General features: G+C 71.7%; 15 protein-coding genes. 13 read left to right on the plus strand and 2 right to left on the minus strand.

Annotated elements, in window-relative coordinates:
* Window positions 1-160 precede the first annotated feature (160 nt).
* The 5 genes from IE262_RS15745 to IE262_RS15765 all read left to right on the plus strand — a co-directional run bounded on the left by IE262_RS15745 (window position 161) and on the right by IE262_RS15765 (window position 7633).
* Window positions 161-877: a DUF6250 domain-containing protein gene (locus IE262_RS15745; protein WP_189874272.1), complete on the plus strand. Its 717-nt coding sequence runs from the start codon at window positions 161-163 to the stop codon at window positions 875-877.
* 145 nt (window positions 878-1022) lie between these two features.
* On the plus strand, window positions 1023-1808 hold the full coding sequence (locus IE262_RS15750) for an SGNH/GDSL hydrolase family protein (RefSeq protein WP_189874568.1): 786 nt from the start codon (window positions 1023-1025) through the stop codon (window positions 1806-1808).
* A gap of 363 nt (window positions 1809-2171) precedes the next feature.
* Complete coding sequence (locus tag IE262_RS15755; RefSeq protein ID WP_134037150.1) at window positions 2172-3365, plus strand: MBL fold metallo-hydrolase; 1194 nt, start codon at window positions 2172-2174, stop codon at window positions 3363-3365.
* A gap of 168 nt (window positions 3366-3533) precedes the next feature.
* Entirely contained in the window at window positions 3534-3785 is a 252-nt protein-coding gene (locus tag IE262_RS15760; RefSeq protein WP_134037153.1) for a tautomerase family protein, read from the plus strand.
* Window positions 3786-4714: 929 nt separating this feature from the next.
* Complete coding sequence (locus IE262_RS15765; RefSeq protein ID WP_229877277.1) at window positions 4715-7633, plus strand: AfsR/SARP family transcriptional regulator; 2919 nt, start codon at window positions 4715-4717, stop codon at window positions 7631-7633.
* A gap of 109 nt (window positions 7634-7742) precedes the next feature.
* On the opposite strand, the gene IE262_RS15770 is transcribed toward IE262_RS15765, so the two are convergent.
* Both IE262_RS15770 and IE262_RS15775 read right to left on the minus strand, forming a co-directional pair.
* On the minus strand, window positions 7743-8243 hold the full coding sequence (locus tag IE262_RS15770) for a hypothetical protein (protein WP_189874275.1): 501 nt from the start codon (window positions 8241-8243) through the stop codon (window positions 7743-7745).
* 197 nt (window positions 8244-8440) lie between these two features.
* Complete coding sequence (locus tag IE262_RS15775) at window positions 8441-9637, minus strand: hypothetical protein (RefSeq protein WP_189874277.1); 1197 nt, start codon at window positions 9635-9637, stop codon at window positions 8441-8443.
* Window positions 9638-10327: 690 nt separating this feature from the next.
* Between IE262_RS15775 and epsC the strand changes: the two genes are divergently transcribed.
* From epsC to IE262_RS15815, 8 genes are all read left to right on the plus strand, one after another.
* Entirely contained in the window at window positions 10328-10915 is a 588-nt protein-coding gene (epsC, locus tag IE262_RS15780; RefSeq protein WP_189874570.1) for a serine O-acetyltransferase EpsC, read from the plus strand.
* A 66-nt stretch (window positions 10916-10981) separates the two neighbouring features.
* Complete coding sequence (locus IE262_RS15785) at window positions 10982-11959, plus strand: PLP-dependent cysteine synthase family protein (RefSeq protein WP_134037164.1); 978 nt, start codon at window positions 10982-10984, stop codon at window positions 11957-11959.
* Window positions 11956-12423, plus strand: a complete 468-nt coding sequence (locus IE262_RS15790; protein ID WP_189874279.1) for a cupin domain-containing protein — start codon at window positions 11956-11958, stop codon at window positions 12421-12423. Before IE262_RS15785 ends, IE262_RS15790 begins: the two co-directional genes overlap by 4 nt.
* 103 nt (window positions 12424-12526) lie before the next feature.
* Complete coding sequence (locus IE262_RS15795; protein WP_134037170.1) at window positions 12527-13489, plus strand: DMT family transporter; 963 nt, start codon at window positions 12527-12529, stop codon at window positions 13487-13489.
* Window positions 13490-14048: 559 nt separating this feature from the next.
* Entirely contained in the window at window positions 14049-14864 is an 816-nt protein-coding gene (locus tag IE262_RS15800; RefSeq protein ID WP_134037173.1) for a cupin domain-containing protein, read from the plus strand.
* Window positions 14865-14871: 7 nt separating this feature from the next.
* Window positions 14872-16734, plus strand: coding sequence for an asparagine synthase (glutamine-hydrolyzing) (gene asnB, locus IE262_RS15805; RefSeq protein ID WP_134037176.1), 1863 nt, complete (start codon window positions 14872-14874; stop codon window positions 16732-16734).
* Window positions 16731-17765 carry a PrpF domain-containing protein gene (locus IE262_RS15810; RefSeq protein ID WP_189874281.1) on the plus strand — a complete coding sequence of 345 codons (1035 nt, stop codon included), beginning with the start codon at window positions 16731-16733 and terminating at the stop codon, window positions 17763-17765. The genes asnB and IE262_RS15810 overlap by 4 nt, the downstream gene beginning before the upstream one ends.
* A complete protein-coding gene (locus IE262_RS15815; protein WP_134037182.1) occupies window positions 17744-18919 on the plus strand; it encodes an acyl-CoA dehydrogenase family protein in 1176 nt (391 codons plus the stop codon). Before IE262_RS15810 ends, IE262_RS15815 begins: the two co-directional genes overlap by 22 nt.
* Window positions 18920-18924: the final 5 nt, after the last annotated feature.

An 18924-nucleotide genomic window follows, 5' to 3' on the forward strand; every position in this document is an offset into this window, starting at 1 on the left:
GCCTTCGGCGTGTCCGGGTGGCCATGAGCATGGCCGGTCGCCGTATCGACAGTGGTGCGGAAGTGGCGACACAGTGGTCGCCGGCAAGCGCTTTCCACGGCTGCTGACCCGCAGCATGCCCGCACCCGCCATCACGGCATTCCCCCGCAGAAGGAGCGTCATGACCACGCGCAGAGCCTTCGGAGCCCTCGCCGCCGGAGCCGCCCTCGCGGCGCTGGCACCGGTGACGACCGCGAGCGCCACGCCCCGCTACCGTCGCGGACGGCTGATCGCGGCCGACGACTTCCGGCACGGCCTCCGCCAGTGGGGCACCGAACTCCAGGACGGCGGCACCGTCACGGCCTCGGGCGGCGTCCTGGAGATCGACGTGCCGGGCGGTGCCACGGTCTGGTTCCGGAAGCGGTTCGGAGGCTCGTACGTCATCGAGTACACAGCCACGCCCGTCTCCGCGGGCGGCGCCAACGACCGGGTGTCCGACCTCAACAACTTCTGGAACGCCGTCGACGTACGGTCGCCCGACGACATCTTCGCGACCGAGCGGGGCGGAGCGCTCGCGGAGTACGACTACCTCACGACCTATTACGCGGGCTACGGCGCCAACACCAACACCACCACACGGCTACGCCGTTATGTCGGCGAGGCCGGTGTGCGGCCGTTGATTTACGACTACTCGGAACCACTGCTCGTCGCCAACGAGCCCCACCACGTGCGGATCGTCTCCGTCGGCACCACGGTCCAGTGGTGGAACAACGGGCGGCTGGTCTTCGACTACACCGACCCGGAGCCCTACACGAGCGGGCACTTCGCGTTCCGTACCGTGTGGAGCCACTTCCGGATCACGGGGTTCCGGGTCTGGCGGCTCGCCCAACGTCCGTGACATGAGGCGTATTCCGTAGTTGACCAACACTTGACGAGTGGCCTATCTCACCGTTCGTCAACCTTTTCCTACGGTCGCGTAGCTCACATCGCAGGGGGAATCATGGCCCGATGTGGCAGACGATTCGAAGAATGACAGCAGATCAGTGATCGGGTCGTACGTGGCGGTGGGGGACAGCTTCACCGAGGGCGTCGGCGACCCCGGCCCCGACGGGGCGTTCGTCGGCTGGGCGGACCGGTTCGCGGTACTCCTCGCGGACCGGCGCCCGGAGGGCGACTTCGACTACACCAATCTCGCCGTCCGCGGGAAACTGCTCGACCAGGTCGTCGCGGACCAGGTCCCGAGGGCGAAGGAGCTCGCCCCGGACCTGGTCTCCTTCTGTGCCGGCGGCAACGACATCCTCCGGCCCGGCTCCGACCCCGACGAGGTCGCGGAGCGCTTCGAGCGCGCCGTCGCGGATCTCACCTCCGCGGTCGGCACCGTCATGGTGACCACCGGCTTCGACACCCGAGGCGTGCCCGTGCTGAAGCATCTGCGCGGCAAGATCGCGACATACAACGGGCATGTGCGAGCCATCGCCGACCGGTACCGGTGCCCCGTTCTGGACCTCTGGTCCCTGAGGACCGTCCAGGACCGGCGCGCCTGGGACGACGACCGGCTGCACCTGTCGCCCGAGGGCCACACGCGTGTGGCGCTGCGGGCGGGCCAGGTCCTGGGCATCGAGATCCCCGCCGACCCCGACCAGCCCTGGCCTCCGCTCCCGGCACGCGGCACCTTCGAGGTCCGCCGCGACGACATCCACTGGGCACGCGAGTACCTGGTCCCCTGGATCGGACGCCGCCTGCGCGGCGAGTCCTCCGGGGACCGTGTGGTGGCCAAGGGGAGTCTGTCGCCGGGCGACATCAGGATGCGGATCGAGTCGGCGGTCTGAGGCAACGGCCGGGCGCGACGGCGAGCGGAGAGCCGGGAGAGGGGGCCGAGGCGGCGTCCTCGGGGCGCGACGGCCCTGGCTTGCTCCGCGCATGGCCGGGCGCAGACGTTCGCCGCCGCCAACGCCTCAGGCTTCAGGTCCAGTTCGGGGGCGGGGGCCTCGTCGGCCCACTCCAGTGCGCAGCTGCGCGAGATCGTCCTCCGCCCCGACGCCCTCGAACGGCGTCCACCACTCAGGCCCCACCCGGAGCTCCCGGTCGCCGGGGCCCCGCACCGCGCGGTCCTGCTGAGACGCCGTGGGCCCGGCGTTGTCGGAGGGGCGGCCCATAATGGAATGCCCCAGTGACATCACCAGGAGGTGGCCGTGTCGGGTTTCCGTTCCACGAGTTCCGGGCTGCGCGGGCTGCGGCCCGCCGCCTTCGGCGCGGATCCAGGCGGTGCGCGCCTGGAGCGGATCCGCAGGTCGCCGAATTTCGCGAACGGCGCGTTCGTGAACCCGGAGGGCACGCGTGTACGTCCGGCGGGTGGCGCCGCGCTCGACATGGCGAAGCGCTATCTCCGCAAGGAGGAGCGCGCCCTCCGCGCCCCGGCCGGCTCTGTGCCGTTGCACGCCACCACCCTGGCCGACCTGGCCGGGCCGCCGGTGAGCGGGCTGCGGCTGACCTGGATGGGGCACTCCAGCGTGCTCGCCGAGATCGACGGTCACCGCGTGCTCTTCGATCCCGTCTGGGGCGAGCGCTGCTCCCCGTTCGCCTTCGCCGGCCCCAGGCGGCTGCACCCGGTGCCGCTGCCGTTGGCCGCCCTCGGCCCCGTCGATGTCGTCGTCATCTCCCACGACCACTACGACCACCTCGACCTGCCCACCATCAAGTCCCTGGCCGGCACGGACACGCTGTTCACGGTGCCCCTCGGCGTCGGAGCCCACCTGGAGCACTGGGGCGTCTCCGAGACGCGGATACGCGAGCTGGACTGGACCGAGTCGACGAAGATCGGCGGCCTCACCCTGACGGCCACCCCGGCCCGCCACTTCTGCGGCCGCGGCCTGCGCAACGCCCAGCACACGCTCTGGGCCTCCTGGGCCGTCGCGGGCGAGACGCACCGGATCTACCACAGCGGCGACACCGGGTACTTCGAGGGCTTCAGGGACATCGGCGCCGAACACGGCCCCTTCGACGCCACGATGATCCAGATCGGCGCGTACAGCGAGTTCTGGCCGGACATCCACATGACCCCCGAGGAGGGCATGCGCACCCACCTCGACCTCCAGGGCGGCAGCCCGGCCGGGGTGATGCTGCCGATCCACTGGGCGACGTTCAATCTGGCGCCCCACCCCTGGGCGGAGCCCGGGGAGTGGACCATGGCAGCAGGCGAGGCGGTGGGACAGGCTGTCGCCGCGCCCGTCCCCGGGCAGCCGTTCGAGCCTGCCGGAGATCTTCCGACGCGTCCGTGGTGGCGGGACCTGTCCCTGCCCCTGCCGCAGGACGGGAAGTGGCCCGTTCCGAAGATCGCTCCCGCCACGACGTCCGAGGGTGACCTCGACCTGGTGAGCGAGGCCTGACCGACACCACGTTCGGCGCGGATGCTCCCGCACGCCGGGGCGGGAACGGAACGGGAACGGCTTCCGGGACAGTCAAGGCGTCCCGGATCGACGCAGGAGCCGGCGTATCGAGTCGACCAGTTCCCGGCGACCGGGGCCTCGTTCCCCGACAAGTGAGGAGACAGTGCCGTGCCCGTGGTGACGGTGGACTGGTGGAAAGGCAACGACCGACAGAAACGAGCCGATCTCGTGGATGAGCTGACGTCGACTCTCGCACGCATCGCGGGATGCCCCAGGGAGGCTGTGACGGTCCTCGTGCGGGATGTGGAGCAGGACCACTGGGGTCGCGGCGGCCTCCTCGCCGACGAGCCCAGCGAGGCGCCGACGGACAGCGAGGAGCCGCCGCAGCGGGCTCGTTCCGTGCTCACGGAGAGCCGCTGAGGGACACGCGGGCGGACACGGTCGGTGGCCGACGGCACCATGCCGTCGGCCACCGACCGTCTCCGCCCGCGGTGCCTGCGGTGTGGGCCGGGCAGCGCGGGGTCTCCTCCCCGGGTGCCCGAGACCACACCCGGAGGCCCGAATCGGGTACGACACGGAGACGGGAACAACGCCACGCGTCACCCGCGGCCCCAGACGTCGCGGGCGCCGGGCGGCCCCAGGCTTGAGGCCCGCACGCGGCGGAGCGTTCCCAGGCGCCGAGTGACGCGCAGGGCAAGCACCCGCGTGTCATCCGGGCGCCCTGGTCATCAGGCAGTCACCCTGTGCCCGAACGGCCAGTGTGCGCCGGACAGGGTGTGCGTGTCTCCGCTCGCCAGGGAGAGCACGGGCTGTGGGCGTGGGTGAAGGACAACACAAAGTGACCAGTGCTGCTCCAGGGGCGTCGGCCCTCCGGACGTCCTGGTCGCTGTGCGGGGACCGAACCGGGCCACTGCCGGCAGGACCTCGCGGCCGTCGGCCGGGAGGTCTTTCCCGCCCCGCGGTCCCCTGCTCGCCGCGCGGCACGGAACCGGCGCAGGGCACCAGGAACACGTGTCCGATACCTGATGCGCTCCGCCCCCGCAGCCTATGAAGACACGCCAAGACGCGACGGTCAGTGCGCATCCTGGGTCAGAATGTGACCGTCGCTGACGGCCGTCCCGTGCCGTGCCCTGCATGAGGTGAAGGACCTGGACGGCCGTAGCCGGTTCCGCCGCGCGGTCCTCCCGTGCAGGCGCGCGGTTCCGGGGGCGGCCGCCCCGGAACCGAGGAGAGGACATGTGCCAATGCCGCACAGCGCGCCGATACGCCTTCGGATCCTTGGCTCCGTCGAGTGTTGGGACGGGGACGAGCGCGTACAACTCGGCGGACCCGTCAGCGAACGCGTCCTCGTGACACTGCTTCTTGAGCCACAGCGCGTCCTGCCGGTGCACCGGCTCGTCGAGGCCGTCTGGGACGAGGACGCCCCCGCGACCGCGGCCCACCAGGTACGCAAGGCCGTCGCCGAACTGCGTCAGCGCATCCCCGGCGGACGCGACCTGATCGTCACCGACGGGCCCGGTTACCGCGCCGCCGTCAGACCCGAACAGCTCGACCTGCTCCAGTTCACCGAGGCACTGCGCAGGGCCCGGGAACACGCGGCCGCCGGCCAGGCCGCGGACGCCGCCGCGCTCCTGCGCGAAGCCATCGCCCTGTGGCGCGGACCAGTGCTCTCCGGAAACGGCGGCGCGGTCGTCGACGCCGCCTCCGCCGCCCTGGAGGAGCGGCGCCTCACCGCCGTCGAGCAGCTCTTCGACCTCAGACTGGAGGCCGGAGAGGCCCCCGAACTGGTCGCCGAGATCCGCGAGGCCATCGGCGGGAGTCCGCTGCGCGAAACCCTGCGCGGTCAGCTCATGCTCGCCCTGTACCGCTCGGGCCGTCAGGCCGAGGCACTCGCCGAGTACGGCACGATCCGCACCGTACTCGACGAGGAACTCGGCATCGAGCCCGGCGACGCCCTGCGCGACCTGCACCAGGCCATCCTGCGCAACGACCCCGCGCTGGCCGTCCCCGCCACGGCCCCCACCGCACCGCCGGTGGTGACGGACAGCCGCTCCACCCTGCCCTACGACCTGCACGACTTCACCGGCCGCGAGGAGGAACTGAACAAACTCATCGGCTTCGTCGAAGACGCCACCGGCTCCGGACCGCTCATCGTCGCCATCGACGGGATGGGCGGCAGCGGCAAGACCTCCCTCGCCGTCCGTGCCGCGCACCGCCTCACCGACCGGTATCCCGACGCCCAGCTCCACCTCGACCTGCGCGGCTACACCCCGGGCGAGGAACCGCTCAGCCCGGCCGCCGCCGCCGAGGCGCTGCTGCGCATGCTCGGGGTGCCGGGTGAGCGCATTCCCGACGACCCCGAGGGCCGCATCGCGTTATGGCGCTCCACCATGATCCGGCACCGGATGATCCTCCTCCTCGACAACGTCGTCGACGAGGGACAGGTGAAACCGCTGCTCGCCTCACCGACCGGCACGGTCGTCCTGGTCACCAGCCGCGCCCTGCTCGTGGACCTCGACGCGGCGCACTCCGTCTCCCTGGGCACCATGGCACCGCAGGACAGCACCGCACTGATCGTCAGCGTCATCGGGGAGCGCCGGGCCGAGGCGGAAACGGAGGCCGTCGCCGAACTGGCCGACCTCAGCGGACACCTGCCGCTCGCCCTGCGCATCGCCGCGGCCAGGCTGCGCAAACGCCCCCGCTGGACCGTGCGCTACCTCGTCGACCGGCTGCGCGACGACGCCCACCGCCTCGCCGAACTCAGCGCCGGCGAACGCAGCGTGGAAGTGACGCTGCGGCTCTCCTACGAGGGGCTGGACGCCGGATACCGCAAGGCGTTCCGGCTCCTGGGCCAGCACCCGGGCGCCGACCTCGACGTCTACACGGCTGCCGCCCTGCTGGACATGGGGGTCCGGGACTCGGAGGAGGTTCTGGAGTACCTCCTGGACATGCATCTCGTCCAGCAGCACGAGCCGGGCCGCTACGCCTTCCACGACCTCGTCCGCAGCTTCGCCCACGTGCTGTCGCGGGCCCGGAGCTCCGGCGGCACCGGTGAGTTCAGCGACGAGGCGGCGGGCGCCGTGCGCCGGCTGCTGGAGTTCTCCCTGGCGGCCTCGGACGCCGCCTGCGACCTGCTCTTCCCGGGCAGGGTACGGATGGCGCGCCCGGAGTCGTCGTTCCGGCCGGAGCTGGCGCCGCTGGCGGGGGCGGAAGCCGCCCGCGACTGGTTCGAACGCGAACAGGACGGCCTGCTCGCGGCGATCGCCCTGGCCTTCCGGCGGGGTTTCGACCGCGAGGTCGCCCTGCTCGCGGCGAACGTCGTGTTCCACCTGGACCTGCGGGGCAGGCTCGACGAGTTCCTGGAGCTGTGCCGCACCGCTGTCGCCGCGGCCCGCCGACTGGACGAACCGGTCCTGCTGCGGCTGAGCCTGTCCAACCTGTCGGTGGCCTGCTGGAAACGCGGACGGTTCGAGGACGGCATAACGGCGGCGGTGGAGGCCCACCAGCTCGCCGTCGACCTCGGCGACCGGCGAGGACAGGCCAAGGACACCGGCGTCCTCGGCCTGCTGCTCGCCACGACCGGCCGTTTCGACGAGGCGCTGTCCCGGCTGGAACAGTCGATCGCTCTCAAACGCGAACTCGGCGCCGAGCGCGCCGAGGCGGAGTCACTGTCGAACATCAGCGGCGTCCACATGGAGCGCGGCGACTTCGATGACGCGGTGCGGGCCGCGACCCGTTCGGTGGAACTCGCCCGCGAACTCGGCGCTGTGGAGAAGGAACTCGTGGGGATGAGCGATCTCGCTCAGATCCAGTTGGCGATGGGCGACGTCGAAGCTGCCGCAAGGACGCTGGCGCAGGCCCGCGAACGGGCTCCCGGCGTTCTTCCCCCGGCCGAACGGGCGCTTCAGCTCATCCTCTCCGCGGAGGCCGAGAGCCGGCACGGACGGTGGGAACGGGCGCTCCAGTGGGCGGAGGAGGCCCTCGCCACCAAGGGATTGGAGGATGCTCCGGTGCGGGAGGCCACGGTCTGGAACACCGCCGGGCGTGTCTTCCACCGCAACGGCGACCACCAGCGGGCGCTGAGCCTGCACCGGCAGGCCCATGGCTCGGCGGCTCGGCTGGGCCACCGTGTGGAAGAGGCGTACGCCCTGGACGGCATGGCGGCCGCCCTGACCGCGCTGGACGAGGTCGAGAGGGCCGCCGAGCAGGGTGCCGCCGCCGAGGCAGCCTTCCGGGCCATGGGGATCCCCGGCCGCTTCCGCCGCTGAGACCGACCGCTTCCGCTCACCGGCCCCAACGCCACGTGCCGATGCCCGCCGTGATGGACGGCGGGCATCGGCACGAGGGGAACCGTGAGTGGCCGGTCCGGGCCGGCGGTCAGACGGCGACGGTGATGACGTTGGGGCCTTCGTCGCCGTTGGTTCCGGTGGTGATGACGTTGGGGCCTTCGTCGCCGTTGGTTCCGGTGGTGATGACGTTGGGGCCTTCGTCGCCGTTGGTTCCGGTGGTGATGACGTTGGGGCCTTCGTCGCCGTTCGTTCCGGTGGTGATGACGTTGGGGCCTTCGTCGCCGTTCGTTCCGGCCGTGACGATGTTCGGGCCTTCGTCGCCGTTCGTTCCGGCCGTGACGATGTTCGGGCCTTCGTCGCCGTTCGTTCCGGCCGTGATGACGTTCGGGCCTTCGTCGCCGTTCGTTCCCGTCGTGACGACGTTCGGGCCCTCGTCCGTGGCGAGCGTGAGGCTTGAGACGAGGTTCGGGCCCTCGTCCGAGGCGGGAACCGCCCCGGACGTCCCGGTGGCGAGGCCGGCTGCGAGGGCCAGGGTGAGCGCGGCGGAAGCGAGGAAGCCCGTCGTCGTGCCGATGACCTTGCTGCTCATGATGCCTGCCTGCCTTCTGTCGTCGGTCTGCGGTGCTGACAGGAAGAAGGTCGCGCCGAGCGCTCCCGCACTGTTCCGCATCCGTTACCGGCAGACAGGCACTGGTGGGGAATCGCTCGGGAACCCGATCGGTGTGCCGGCCGCGCACCCACGTACCGACGCTTCCCGGCGCCCACCGCGCCCCTGGGGGCGAGTCGTCACAGGGGCTCCGACCGCGGACTCACCTCGGCGTGCAGCAGCCGCTGCGCCTCCGCGACGGTCTGCGCGGCGTCGTGGGCCGACGCCGCGGTCAGCATGACGTAGCCCTCCGCGCCGCACCCGGCGCGCGGTATGTCGTCTCCTGACGTGTACGGGAAGTGCACCTCGTGCATACCGGGCAGCTCTGACACCGCTTCCAGCCCCCACACCGACAACAGCCGCCCTGTCGGCAGCCGGTAGAAGACCACGGCCGCACAGCGGTCGGCGGTGGGCGGCTGCACGGGTTTGCCGGTCAGAGCCTGGACGAGCTCCGCCTCCGCGCAGAAGCCCGTCGCGAGTTCGATCAGCGAGGCCACGGGTTCGTCCGGGTACCGAGCCTGGGAACGCACCACCCGCGGCCCGTTCGCCGTGAGCACGACCACGGTGTAGGCGAAGCCGAACTCGTACCCGGCGAGATCGAGCAGTTCCGTCGTGATCGCCCGTGCCTCTGCCTCGTCGCGTTCCCCGAGGGGCGCCGGGAACAGAGAACCGCTGCGCGCGGGCCAGGCACCGCGCAGTGCCACGATGCCCACCACCCGGTGCATTCCGTCGACCGTGAGCGTGACGACGCCGAACTCCGGCCCCTGCAAGTACTCCTCCACCAGGTAGGAGTGCTCACCGGGCGTTTCCACCGGACGGACGGCGGAGTCCTGGGAGAGCGGCGCCAGCGGGCGCACGGTGACCGGGGCGCCGATCTCTTCGACGGCGTCGGGCAGTTCCCGCGCGGTGCGGGCCCGGGCGGCCGCCACATACGAGTGCCGGCTGCCGTTGAGCAGGGCCCGCATCGCCGCGGGCTCACCCAACAGGCGTGCCGCGTCGGGTGGGTTGGGGCACACCCCCAGCCGGGCTGCGGTCTCCGTGACGGCGGGCAGTTCGGCCGAGCCCGCGGAGGCCAGCAGCCGCTCCGTGCCGTACCGCCGTACCGACGCCTCGATCGCCTTGGTCACCGCGGCGTCGTCCGTGAAGTCGACGAGGTCCACCGGCACGGGAGGCAGGGTGCCGTCGTGGGGCTGGTGCGCGTCGGCGAGTACCCGTACGCCGAATCCCGCCGCGACGGCCTCGTGGGCCAGACGCGGCGAGGGACAGACCAGCAGCAGTCGCTGCGGAGCGCGGTCCGGAGGAGGGTGCTCTTGGCGGCGCTCGTCTGTCTCGCTCATGGGTGGCTCCTCGTCTTTCGGCGGTGGGCGGGGTGCGGCATGCGTCGCGCTGCCGGCTGTCCCACGCGGCCGGGAGTTGATGATGGGTACCTGCTGTGGATGTCTGTTCGTGCGTCACCGGGTCGCTCCTGAGGAGTCGTTCCTGAGGATTCGCTCGTGCGGATCGTGCCCGCGTGTGGCACCGGTGCGCACCGGGATCGTCCCGCCGGCCGTTCCCGAACTCCTCCCCGCGCGTTCCCCGCGTAGTCCCCGTCCGTTCCCGGTGATCCGGGATGGGGGCGGTCCCGTACCGGTGGCCGGGGAACCGTTGGGGAAGGGAACGGGAACGGGCGCCGCGAAGCTCTCTTCGAGACCTGGACCAGGCCGGCGGCCGTCAGGCTCCCCTTCCTGGAGGGGAGAGGGACGCCAGCCCGCTTCCAGGAAGACCGGAAGACCAGGAAGACCAGGAAGACCTGGAAATCCAGGAAGAACAGCGAAGACCAGGACATCCGGAAGTCCAGGAAGACCTGGACGCAGCCTTCAGCGCCGTCGGCTCGGCATCGTCCGACGGCTGTCACCTCCCCGCCCTCGACTGGAGCCCCGATGAACGCCATTTCGAAGGAGCCCGCCTCTGTACTGCCCTTCCGCCCACCCGCCGGGCCCGGCACACGCTCCGCGACACCGACCGCCACCCCACCGGACCTCACCCGTATGGGGCTGCTGCGCCTGATGCGTGAAGACCTGGACGTCGTCGTCGAGCGGGATCCCTCCGTCCGCGGCCGTCGGGAGGCGGTACTGCACCCCGCGCTCACCGCCCTGTGGACGCACCGGATAGCGCACCGTCTGCACACCGCAGGCCGACGGCTGCCGGCCCGCCTCCTCGCCCGCTGGGCCCGGCGGGTCACCGCCGTGGAGATCCACCCCGGAGCCGTGCTGGGCCGCCGCGTGTTCATCGACCACGGGGCCGCCGTGGTCATCGGCGAGACCTGCACGATCGGTGACGACGTGACGATCTACCACCAGGTGACGCTCGGCGCGGTCGGCTGGTGGAGCGACAACCGCAGGCCGGAGGGCGCACGCCGGCACCCGGTGGTGGGCCGCAACGTCATTCTCGGCACCAACGCCACCGTGCTGGGCCCCGTGACCGTCGGCGACGACGCGATCATCGGCGCTCAGGCGCTGGTCAACAAGGACGTACCCGACGGGATGCGGATGCTGGCGGCGACCGCCTCCGGGCGCCCGCCGGGCCGCCCGGCCGAGGACGACATCGCGAGCATCGCCTCGGCGGGCTCCTGGTAGCCCGCCCTCACCCGGCATTCCCCCTCCACCGCTCACGCCCACCGCTCACGACGAGGAATCAAGCCCATGCGCACCCTTCCACCGCGTACGACACGACTCCCCCTGGCCCGTCCGGCCGTCGCCGACGGCATCGACGACCTGGTGGGCGCCACTCCGCTGGTCCGGCTGCGACTCGACGGTCTCGCACCGGGCGCCGAGGTACTGGCCAAGCTGGAGGCGGCCAACCCCATGTCCAGCAGCAAGGACCGGGCAGCCCTGTACATGCTCAAGGCCGCCGAGGAACGGGGCGACCTGGTCCCGGGCGGCACCATCGTCGAAGCCACCTCCGGCAACACGGGCATCTCGCTCGCGGCGCTGGCCGCCGCCCGCGGCTACCGCTGTGTCATCGTGCTGCCCGACAACGCCACGACCGAACGAGTGCGTCTGCTGGTGGCGCTGGGTGCCGAGGTGGTTCGGACCCCCGCCGACCTGGGATACCCGGGAGCGATCGAGAAGGCAGAGGAGATCCACGCCGCCACCGAGGGTTCCTGGTTCCCCTGCCAGCACGAGAACCAGGACAACGTCGAGGCGCACTACGCCACCACGGGCCCCGAGATCTCCGCCGCCCTCGAAGCGACCGGGCGTCGTGTCGACACCCTCGTGTGCGGGGTGGGCACCGGGGGAACCCTCACGGGTATTGCCCGCCATCTGCGGGAGAACGACGCGTCGGTACGGGTCGTCGCGGTCGAGCCCGAGGGATCACCGCTGCTGACGCGCGGTTACGCCGGCCGCCACCGCATCCCCGGTCTCAACGGAGGTTTCGTCGCCCCGACCACCGACGTCTCACTGATCGACGAGGCGATCGCCGTCACCGACGACGACGCCCTGCGCACGGCCCGCCAACTCGCCGCCGGTCAGGGTCTGTTCGTCGGTGTCTCGTCCGGCGCGGCCGTTCACGCGGCGCGCCTGGTGGCCGCACGCCCCGAGTACCGGGACCGGACCGTCGTCACCGTCCTGCCGGACACGGGCGAGCGCTATCTGAGCATGTGGGACGGCGCGTCATGACGCTGCTGCACTCGACCCTGCGCACGTTCGGCGAGGCCGTCAAGGTCCGCATCGGAGAGACGACGACCACGCGGTTCATCGCCCTCGCCGACACCACCGACGGCCGCCTCGGCCTGTTCCACCACCACATGCTTCCGGGCGCCGCCGGTGCGGCCCCGCACTACCACACCCGTATCTCGGAGTCGTTCTACGTCATCTCCGGCGAGGTCACCCTCCACGACGGCACCCGCTGGCGCACGGCCCACGCCGGTGACTTCCTGCACGTGCCGGAAAACGCCGTGCACGGCTTCCGCAACGACAGCGACGCCCCGGCGGAGATGCTGATCATCTTCACGCCCGCGGAGAACCGCGAAGAGTACTTCAAGGGCCTGGCCCAGCTCCTGGCCGACGGCAACACCCCGACCCGGGCCGAACTGGTGGCCCTCATGGAGAAGTACGACCAGTTCGAGGTCGACGAGCCCTGATGAGAGATCGACGAGCTCTGACGCCCTGACCCTCGCCGGTTCCCATCTGTTCCCACCGGCTCCTGCCCCATCCCCTGTTCGACAACTTCCGGGAGTAACCGACATGCATCCCGTCAATTGGGCCCGCTTCGGGCTGCTGGCCGCCCTGTGGGGGTGCAGCTTCGCCTTCATCAAGGTGTCGCTGGACGCCTTCGCCCCCCTCCAACTCGCCTTCGGACGGCTTCTCGTGGGCGCGCTGGTCGTCGCGCTGATCCTCGCCGTGACCAGGGCCGCGCCGCCGGACCGCAAGGCCTGGGGGCACATCGTCGTCGCCTCGGTGTTCGGCAACGTCGTTCCGTTCACCCTCTTCGCCGTCGGCGAGCAGCACACCACCGCCACTGTCGCCGGTGTCATCCAAGGCGCCACACCGCTCGTCACCATGGGCATCGCGGCCCTGGCCATCAGCACGGAGAAGCCCACCGCCCGCAAGGTGACCGGCCTCCTCATCGGGTTCGTCGGTCTGATCGTCGTGGTCGGGCCCTGGCGGACCGAGGGCTTCGGTTCCGTCGGCGGCCAACTGGCCTGTGTCGGAGCCGCGGTGAGCTACGCGATCAGCTTCGTCTACGTGCGCCGCTTCATCGCTCCCTACAAGATCCCCGCCCTGGCCGTGACCGCCGGTCAGCTCACCTCCGCCACGGTCATCACCGGCCTCATCACCACCTTCAGCATCGGCTGGGACCTGCCGGGCGAGCTGACGGCCGGCCCGTTGCTGTCGCTGCTGGTGCTCGGGGGCGCCTCCACCGGCATCGCCTTCGTCCTGATGAACCGGCTCATCGCGGACGCCGGCCCGACCACCGCCTCCGGCGTCAACTACCTCGTCCCCGTGTTCTCCGTGATCGTCGGCGCCCTCGCCCTGCGCGAAGCCATCACCTGGAACGTGCCGGTGGGCGGCGTGGTCGTCATCGCCGCGCTCGCCCTGGCGGAGGGACGCCTGTCCTGGCCGGCGCGCCGTGCCGCGGCACCGTCCGCGCCGGCGTCGCCCACACCCGATCCGGCGCCGACCGCGGTCGCCAGGGAGGCCTGCTGAGCGGTACCTTCCGGGCTTGCTGAGCAGCCCTTCCGAGTCCTGCCGTACGACGTTCGTCCGCCTGACTTCACGGTGCGTCCCGCTTCTCGGGACGCACCGTGCGGCGTTGTGGGGGCGGGGCTGAGAACACACCGTCTGTTCTCGGCCCCGCCCCCACCACGCCGTCACCTCCCGTTCCCCAGGCGCCTCTTTCGTTCCCACGGCCTCCCAGGCCGCCGGGAGCGATGCGGGACACAACCGGGAACGGCGCGAGCGAACCTTTCAGTACCAGGCAAGAGCACGGCACCACGGAAGGCCACGGCGGCACAGCAGCCGCAACGCGCCCCGGCCACCACGGAGCAGCGGGTCCACGACTCGCGCGGGGTGGCGCGTACCTCGGCGCCGCCTGGCCTTCGGGCGACGGGCCGCACCGTGCGCGCCCACCGCCCGCGGGCGGCCATGTCCCACGGCCGTCAGGACCGGGTGCCACCGCCGCCCGTCCACTCCCGATCTCCCCACTCCGCACCGGCAGGCCGATGCCACCCGCAGCGGCCTTCGAACACAGAAAGCAGCCACCGGCATGCCCCCAACCACCGCAGCCACCGCCCTCGGTGACGCCCGCATCATCACCGCGGCCGAACTGGAGTTCCACCCCGTCGCCGACCCCACCGCCCGCACCACCGTGGCGACCCCCGTCAGCCCGGCCGCGGGATCCACCCACGTCACCCTCCATGTCGTCCGCATCGCCGGCGGCGAGTCCTTCACCCCTGACGACAGCGCGGCCGAGGAGAACACCGTCGTCGTCTTCTCCGGCTCCGGCACCGCCGCGGTCGGCGACCTCAGCCGCCCCGTCGAGCGTGGCCGCGCCGCCTACGCCCCCACTGGCCGCACGCTCACCCTCACCGCCGACGACGCCGGGATGACGGCGTACATCTGGCGCACGCCCCTGGCCGGCGCCACCCCCGGCAGCGATCCGGTCCTGCACTCCTCGCTGTGGGACGACACCACCCAGCTGCGCGGCTTCACCGGCACCGGCCAGGTCGAGGCCGCCGAGGCCCGCGCCACCATGAACTTCGTCTTCTGGCCCGGCACCGGAAGCAGCCGCCTGTGCCTGCACTGCGGTATCCAGCAGCCCGGCGAGACCTTCAACGTCCACCTCCACCCCGACAGCGACGAGGCGTTCATCGCCTTCGAAGGCATCGGCCAGATGTACCTGCGTGACCGGTGGGTCGACGTCGCGGCGGGAGACGTGCTGTACGCGGCTCCCGGGGTCCTGCACGGCGCCCGCAACCCGCACACCGGCCCCGCCGCCCGCCGCTTCGTGACCTGCGGCGGCCCCAGCCCCTACGATCCCGCGCTCTACTCCGCCGCCGGCTACTCCTCCCAGGTCAGGTGAACGTCCCATGTGCCGCATCTACGGAACCTTCAACGTCCACTCCAGCGAGACCGAACTGCGCCGCGTCGCCGACCTGATGTACCACGGCGGCCCCGACGCCCAGGGCGTCGCCCACCGGCCCGACTGGGCACTCGGCAACAACCGCCTGTCGATCATGGACCCCGAGGGTGGTGCGCAGCCCTACCATCTCGGGCGCGTCACCGTGGTCTTCAACGGCGAGATCTACAACCACCGGGAACTGCGCGAGCGGCTCACCGGGCTCGGCTTCCACTTCACCGACCACTGCGACGGCTCCATCCTGCCGGCGCTCTACATCACCTACGGGGAACGGTTCGCCGAGCACCTGGACGGCATGTACTCGATCGCGGTCATGGACCTGCGCGCCACCCCGCGCATGGTGCTGGCCACCGACGACTCCGGCATGAAACCGCTCTACTACCACTGGGAACGCACCACCGGCCAGTTCCACTTCGCCTCCGAACTGCCCGCGCTCCTCGGCTTCTCCGGTGTGAGCGCGGAGGAGGACGAGATGGGCCTGGACGCCTACCTCACCTCCAAGACACCGTTCGGCGACCGCACCATGTTCCGCGGTATCCACGTGCTGCCGCCGTCCGTCACCGCCGTCGTCAGCCACCGGGACGGACTGCGCGTCAAGCACCGCCCGATGGCCCACGAGCAGGGCCTGCGCCCCGACCGGGGCCGCACCCTGGACGAGGCCGGCACGCAGCTGCGCGACCTGCTGTCCCGTGAGGTGTCCCGGCTGCTGATCGCGGACGCCCCCGTCGCCGCCGTCACCTCCGGCGGCCTCGACTCCAGCCTCGTCACGGCCCTGGCGGCCGACGCGTTCCGCACCAGCGGCGGCAGCGGTGCCCTGCACACCTTCAACATCGCCTACACCGGCACCTGGCCCAGCGACGAACGCGCCTACGCCGCCGAGGTCGCCCGCAGCGTCGGCACCCACCACCACCAGGTGGAGATCGACCCCGCCGGCTTCCCGGACCTGATGACCGACGTGGTGCGCCACCTGGGGCAGCCCAACGCCGACCCCATCACCCTCTCCACGTTCTCCCTGTTCCGCGCGGTCCGTGACGCCGGCTTCAAGGTCGCCCTCACCGGTGACGCCGCCGACGAACTCTTCAGCGGCTACAGCCGCATGACCCAGGCGGTCGCCGCCCACCACGGATCGGACTGGGCGGACGACTACCTCGACCACCTCGCCGCCGTCCCGCGGGCGCTGCGCGCGCGCCTGTACACCGACGAGTACGCGTTCGCCGTGGACGCGGCAGGCCCCGCCCTGCCGGACGACATCCGGCGGACCCTGCGGTTCAGCCCCGGCAGCCGTCTGCGGCGCATCACCGCGGTGGAGCAGCGTTATCGTCTGCCCGCCTACCACCTGCGCCGTGTCGACCACCTGTCGATGGCGAGCTCGGTCGAGGTGCGGCTGCCGTTCTGCCAGCCGTCGGTCGTGCGCTTCGCCGCCACCCTCACCGACAGCCAGCGGCTCGTACCGGGGCAGGGTGTCAAACGAGCCCTCTACCGGGCCGCCCAGGGGCTCGTCCCGCGCAGCGTGCTGGAGCGGCCCAAGCAGCCCTTCACCCTCCCGGTCACCGCGATGCTCGCCCCCGGTCAGCGGCTGTGGGCGATGGCCCGGGATGTGCTGGCCACCGAAACCCTGCGTGCCGACGGCCGTATCCGGCCCGAGCAGGTCGAGGCGCTCTTCGACGAACAGGCCGTCAGGCCCAGCGACACCGTCTCCCTCGCCCTGTGGTCCCTGATGTCGCACCAGCTGTGGCGGCAGGAGTTCTTCACGGCCGCCGATGCCCCGATCCGCCTTGCCGCACCGGCACCGGTCCTCCAGGTGGCGGCATGACCGTCACCCTCGCCAGGGCGCACGGTACGCCCTGCCCCACCGCCGTCGTGGACGCACGCACCCTGCCCGAAGCCGAACCCGAACTGCTGGCCCGGCTCACCGAACTGCGGGCGACCCTCGCCGACCACGGGGCCGCAGACGTCCTGAAGAACGCGCTCGTCCAACCCTCCCGGCATCCGCTGTTCGACCTGGACTACCGGTTCGTACAGTCGCTGCCGGACCGTCTCGACAGCTTCGACCTGCGCGGATCGTGCGGGCACTCCATCCTGGCCGCCGTGGAGGCAGCCGCCCGCACGGGCATGATCCAGCCGCTCGTGCCGGGCTGCCGGGTGCGGGTCAACGTCCTCAACAACGGCGACAACGTCGTGTGCGAGACCGAGGAAACCTCCGACGGGGGCACGCGCTTCACCGCCCACTTCCTGTGCTCCCCGCCCCGCCCGGTGCGGGAGCTGCTCATCACGGGCGAACCTGTCACCGGCATTCCGTTCGAGGGACGGATGGTCCCCGTCTCCCTGGTCTCGATGGGCAATCCGTACATCTTCGTGCACGCCGTCGAACTCGGCGTCCCCACCGTCGACGAACTCTTCGCCGACGACCTGGTGCTCTTCGACCGGATGACCCGGCTGCGCCGCGCGGTCTGCGAGGCGCAGGGCTGGGACACCGGGGGCGCCTTCCCGAAGGTCGCCGCGCTGCTCCCGGACGCCGTGGGCTCGCTCGCGGTCCGCGCCATATCCGTGCCGTCCTGGCACCCCACGGTGGCCCTCACCGGCGCGACGTGCCTCGCCGCGGGCGCCGCCGTCGAGGGCACGGTGCCCCACCTGCTCTCCGGCCAGTCGGAACAGGCACACAGCGGCATGCTCGCCCTGCGCACACCGGGCGCCACGATCCGCGTCTCCGCCCGCACCACCGGTGGCCCGCACGACCGGCGGCTCGCCTGGATCTCCGTAGCGGAGAAACAGGTCGACTACCGCGGCCGCTTCCTGCCCGCCCGAACCTCCCAGGAGTTGTCATGGCTTCCACTGACAGCCTGACCGTGCCCGACGCGCCGGACTTCACCGACGCGCTGCTCACCCTGCCGGCCTCCGGGCTCACCGCGCCGGTACGCGAGCGTCTCGCCGCCTGCGCCCGGGCCGCCGACACGAGCGGCGAACCCGACCGGGAAGCCGTGGCCCTGCTGCGGGACAGCGGAATGCTCGGCCTGGCCCTGCCCTACGAGTACGGCGGCACGGGCGACGACGCCCAGGAGCTGAACACGGCCGTCGAACAGGTGGCGCAGGTCAACGCCTCCGCCGCGATCATGCTCTTCCAGCACTACGCGGTCAGCCGGCGCGTCCTGGAACACGGCAGCCCGGCGCTGTGCCGCCGGCTGCTGCCCCGGCTCGCCCGCGGTGACTGGCTCGCCGCCTCCGCGTGGAGTGAGACGGGCGCGGGCGCGAACAAGAAACGGCTGTCCACCACGGCCCGCCGCACGCCCGACGGAGGCTGGGTCCTGGACGGTGCCAAGTCCTTCACCACCAGCGCCGGTCTGGCGGACGTCTACCTGGTGCTGGCACAGACCGAGGAACCGGCGGCGGACAGCGGGGCCGACACCGGGTACGGCTCCGCCGGACAGACCTTCTTCCTGGTGACGGCGGACACCCCCGGACTGGAGCCGGACACGTCGCTGCGACTGACCGGTATGCGTGGTTCCGCCACCGGATTCGTCTCCGTCCACGACTGCCATGTGCCGGACGCGAACCGGCTGGGCCCCGTCGGCGCGGCAGCCTCGATCATCGCCGGCGTCCGGGACAGCGGCGCCAGCCTCGGTGCCGTCTCCGTCGGTCTGGCCCAGGCGGCCCTCGACCTCGCCCACGAACACGCCGAGCGGCGAGGACTGACGGCGCAGCAGGCCGTCCGTCACCAGCTCGTCGACCTCGCCACCGAGGTCGAGGCCGCCCGCGCGGTCGTCGAGCGCGCGGGACGGCGCAGCGCCGCCGACCCCGGCGTCACCACGCTGCACTCCAAGCTCTTCGCCTCCTCGGCCGCCGAGCGGGTCGTCAGCGCCGTCGAGCGGATGCTCGGCTCGGCCGGCTACGTCGCCTCGCACGACATCAACCGCTACGACCGCGACGCACGCGCCGTCGCCCTGATGGGACCGACCAACGACCTCTGCAAGGAACTGGTGAGTCTGACGTGGAACCGCTGAGTACC

Source organism: Streptomyces bluensis (assembly GCF_014650715.1).
GTDB lineage: Bacteria > Actinomycetota > Actinomycetes > Streptomycetales > Streptomycetaceae > Streptomyces > Streptomyces bluensis.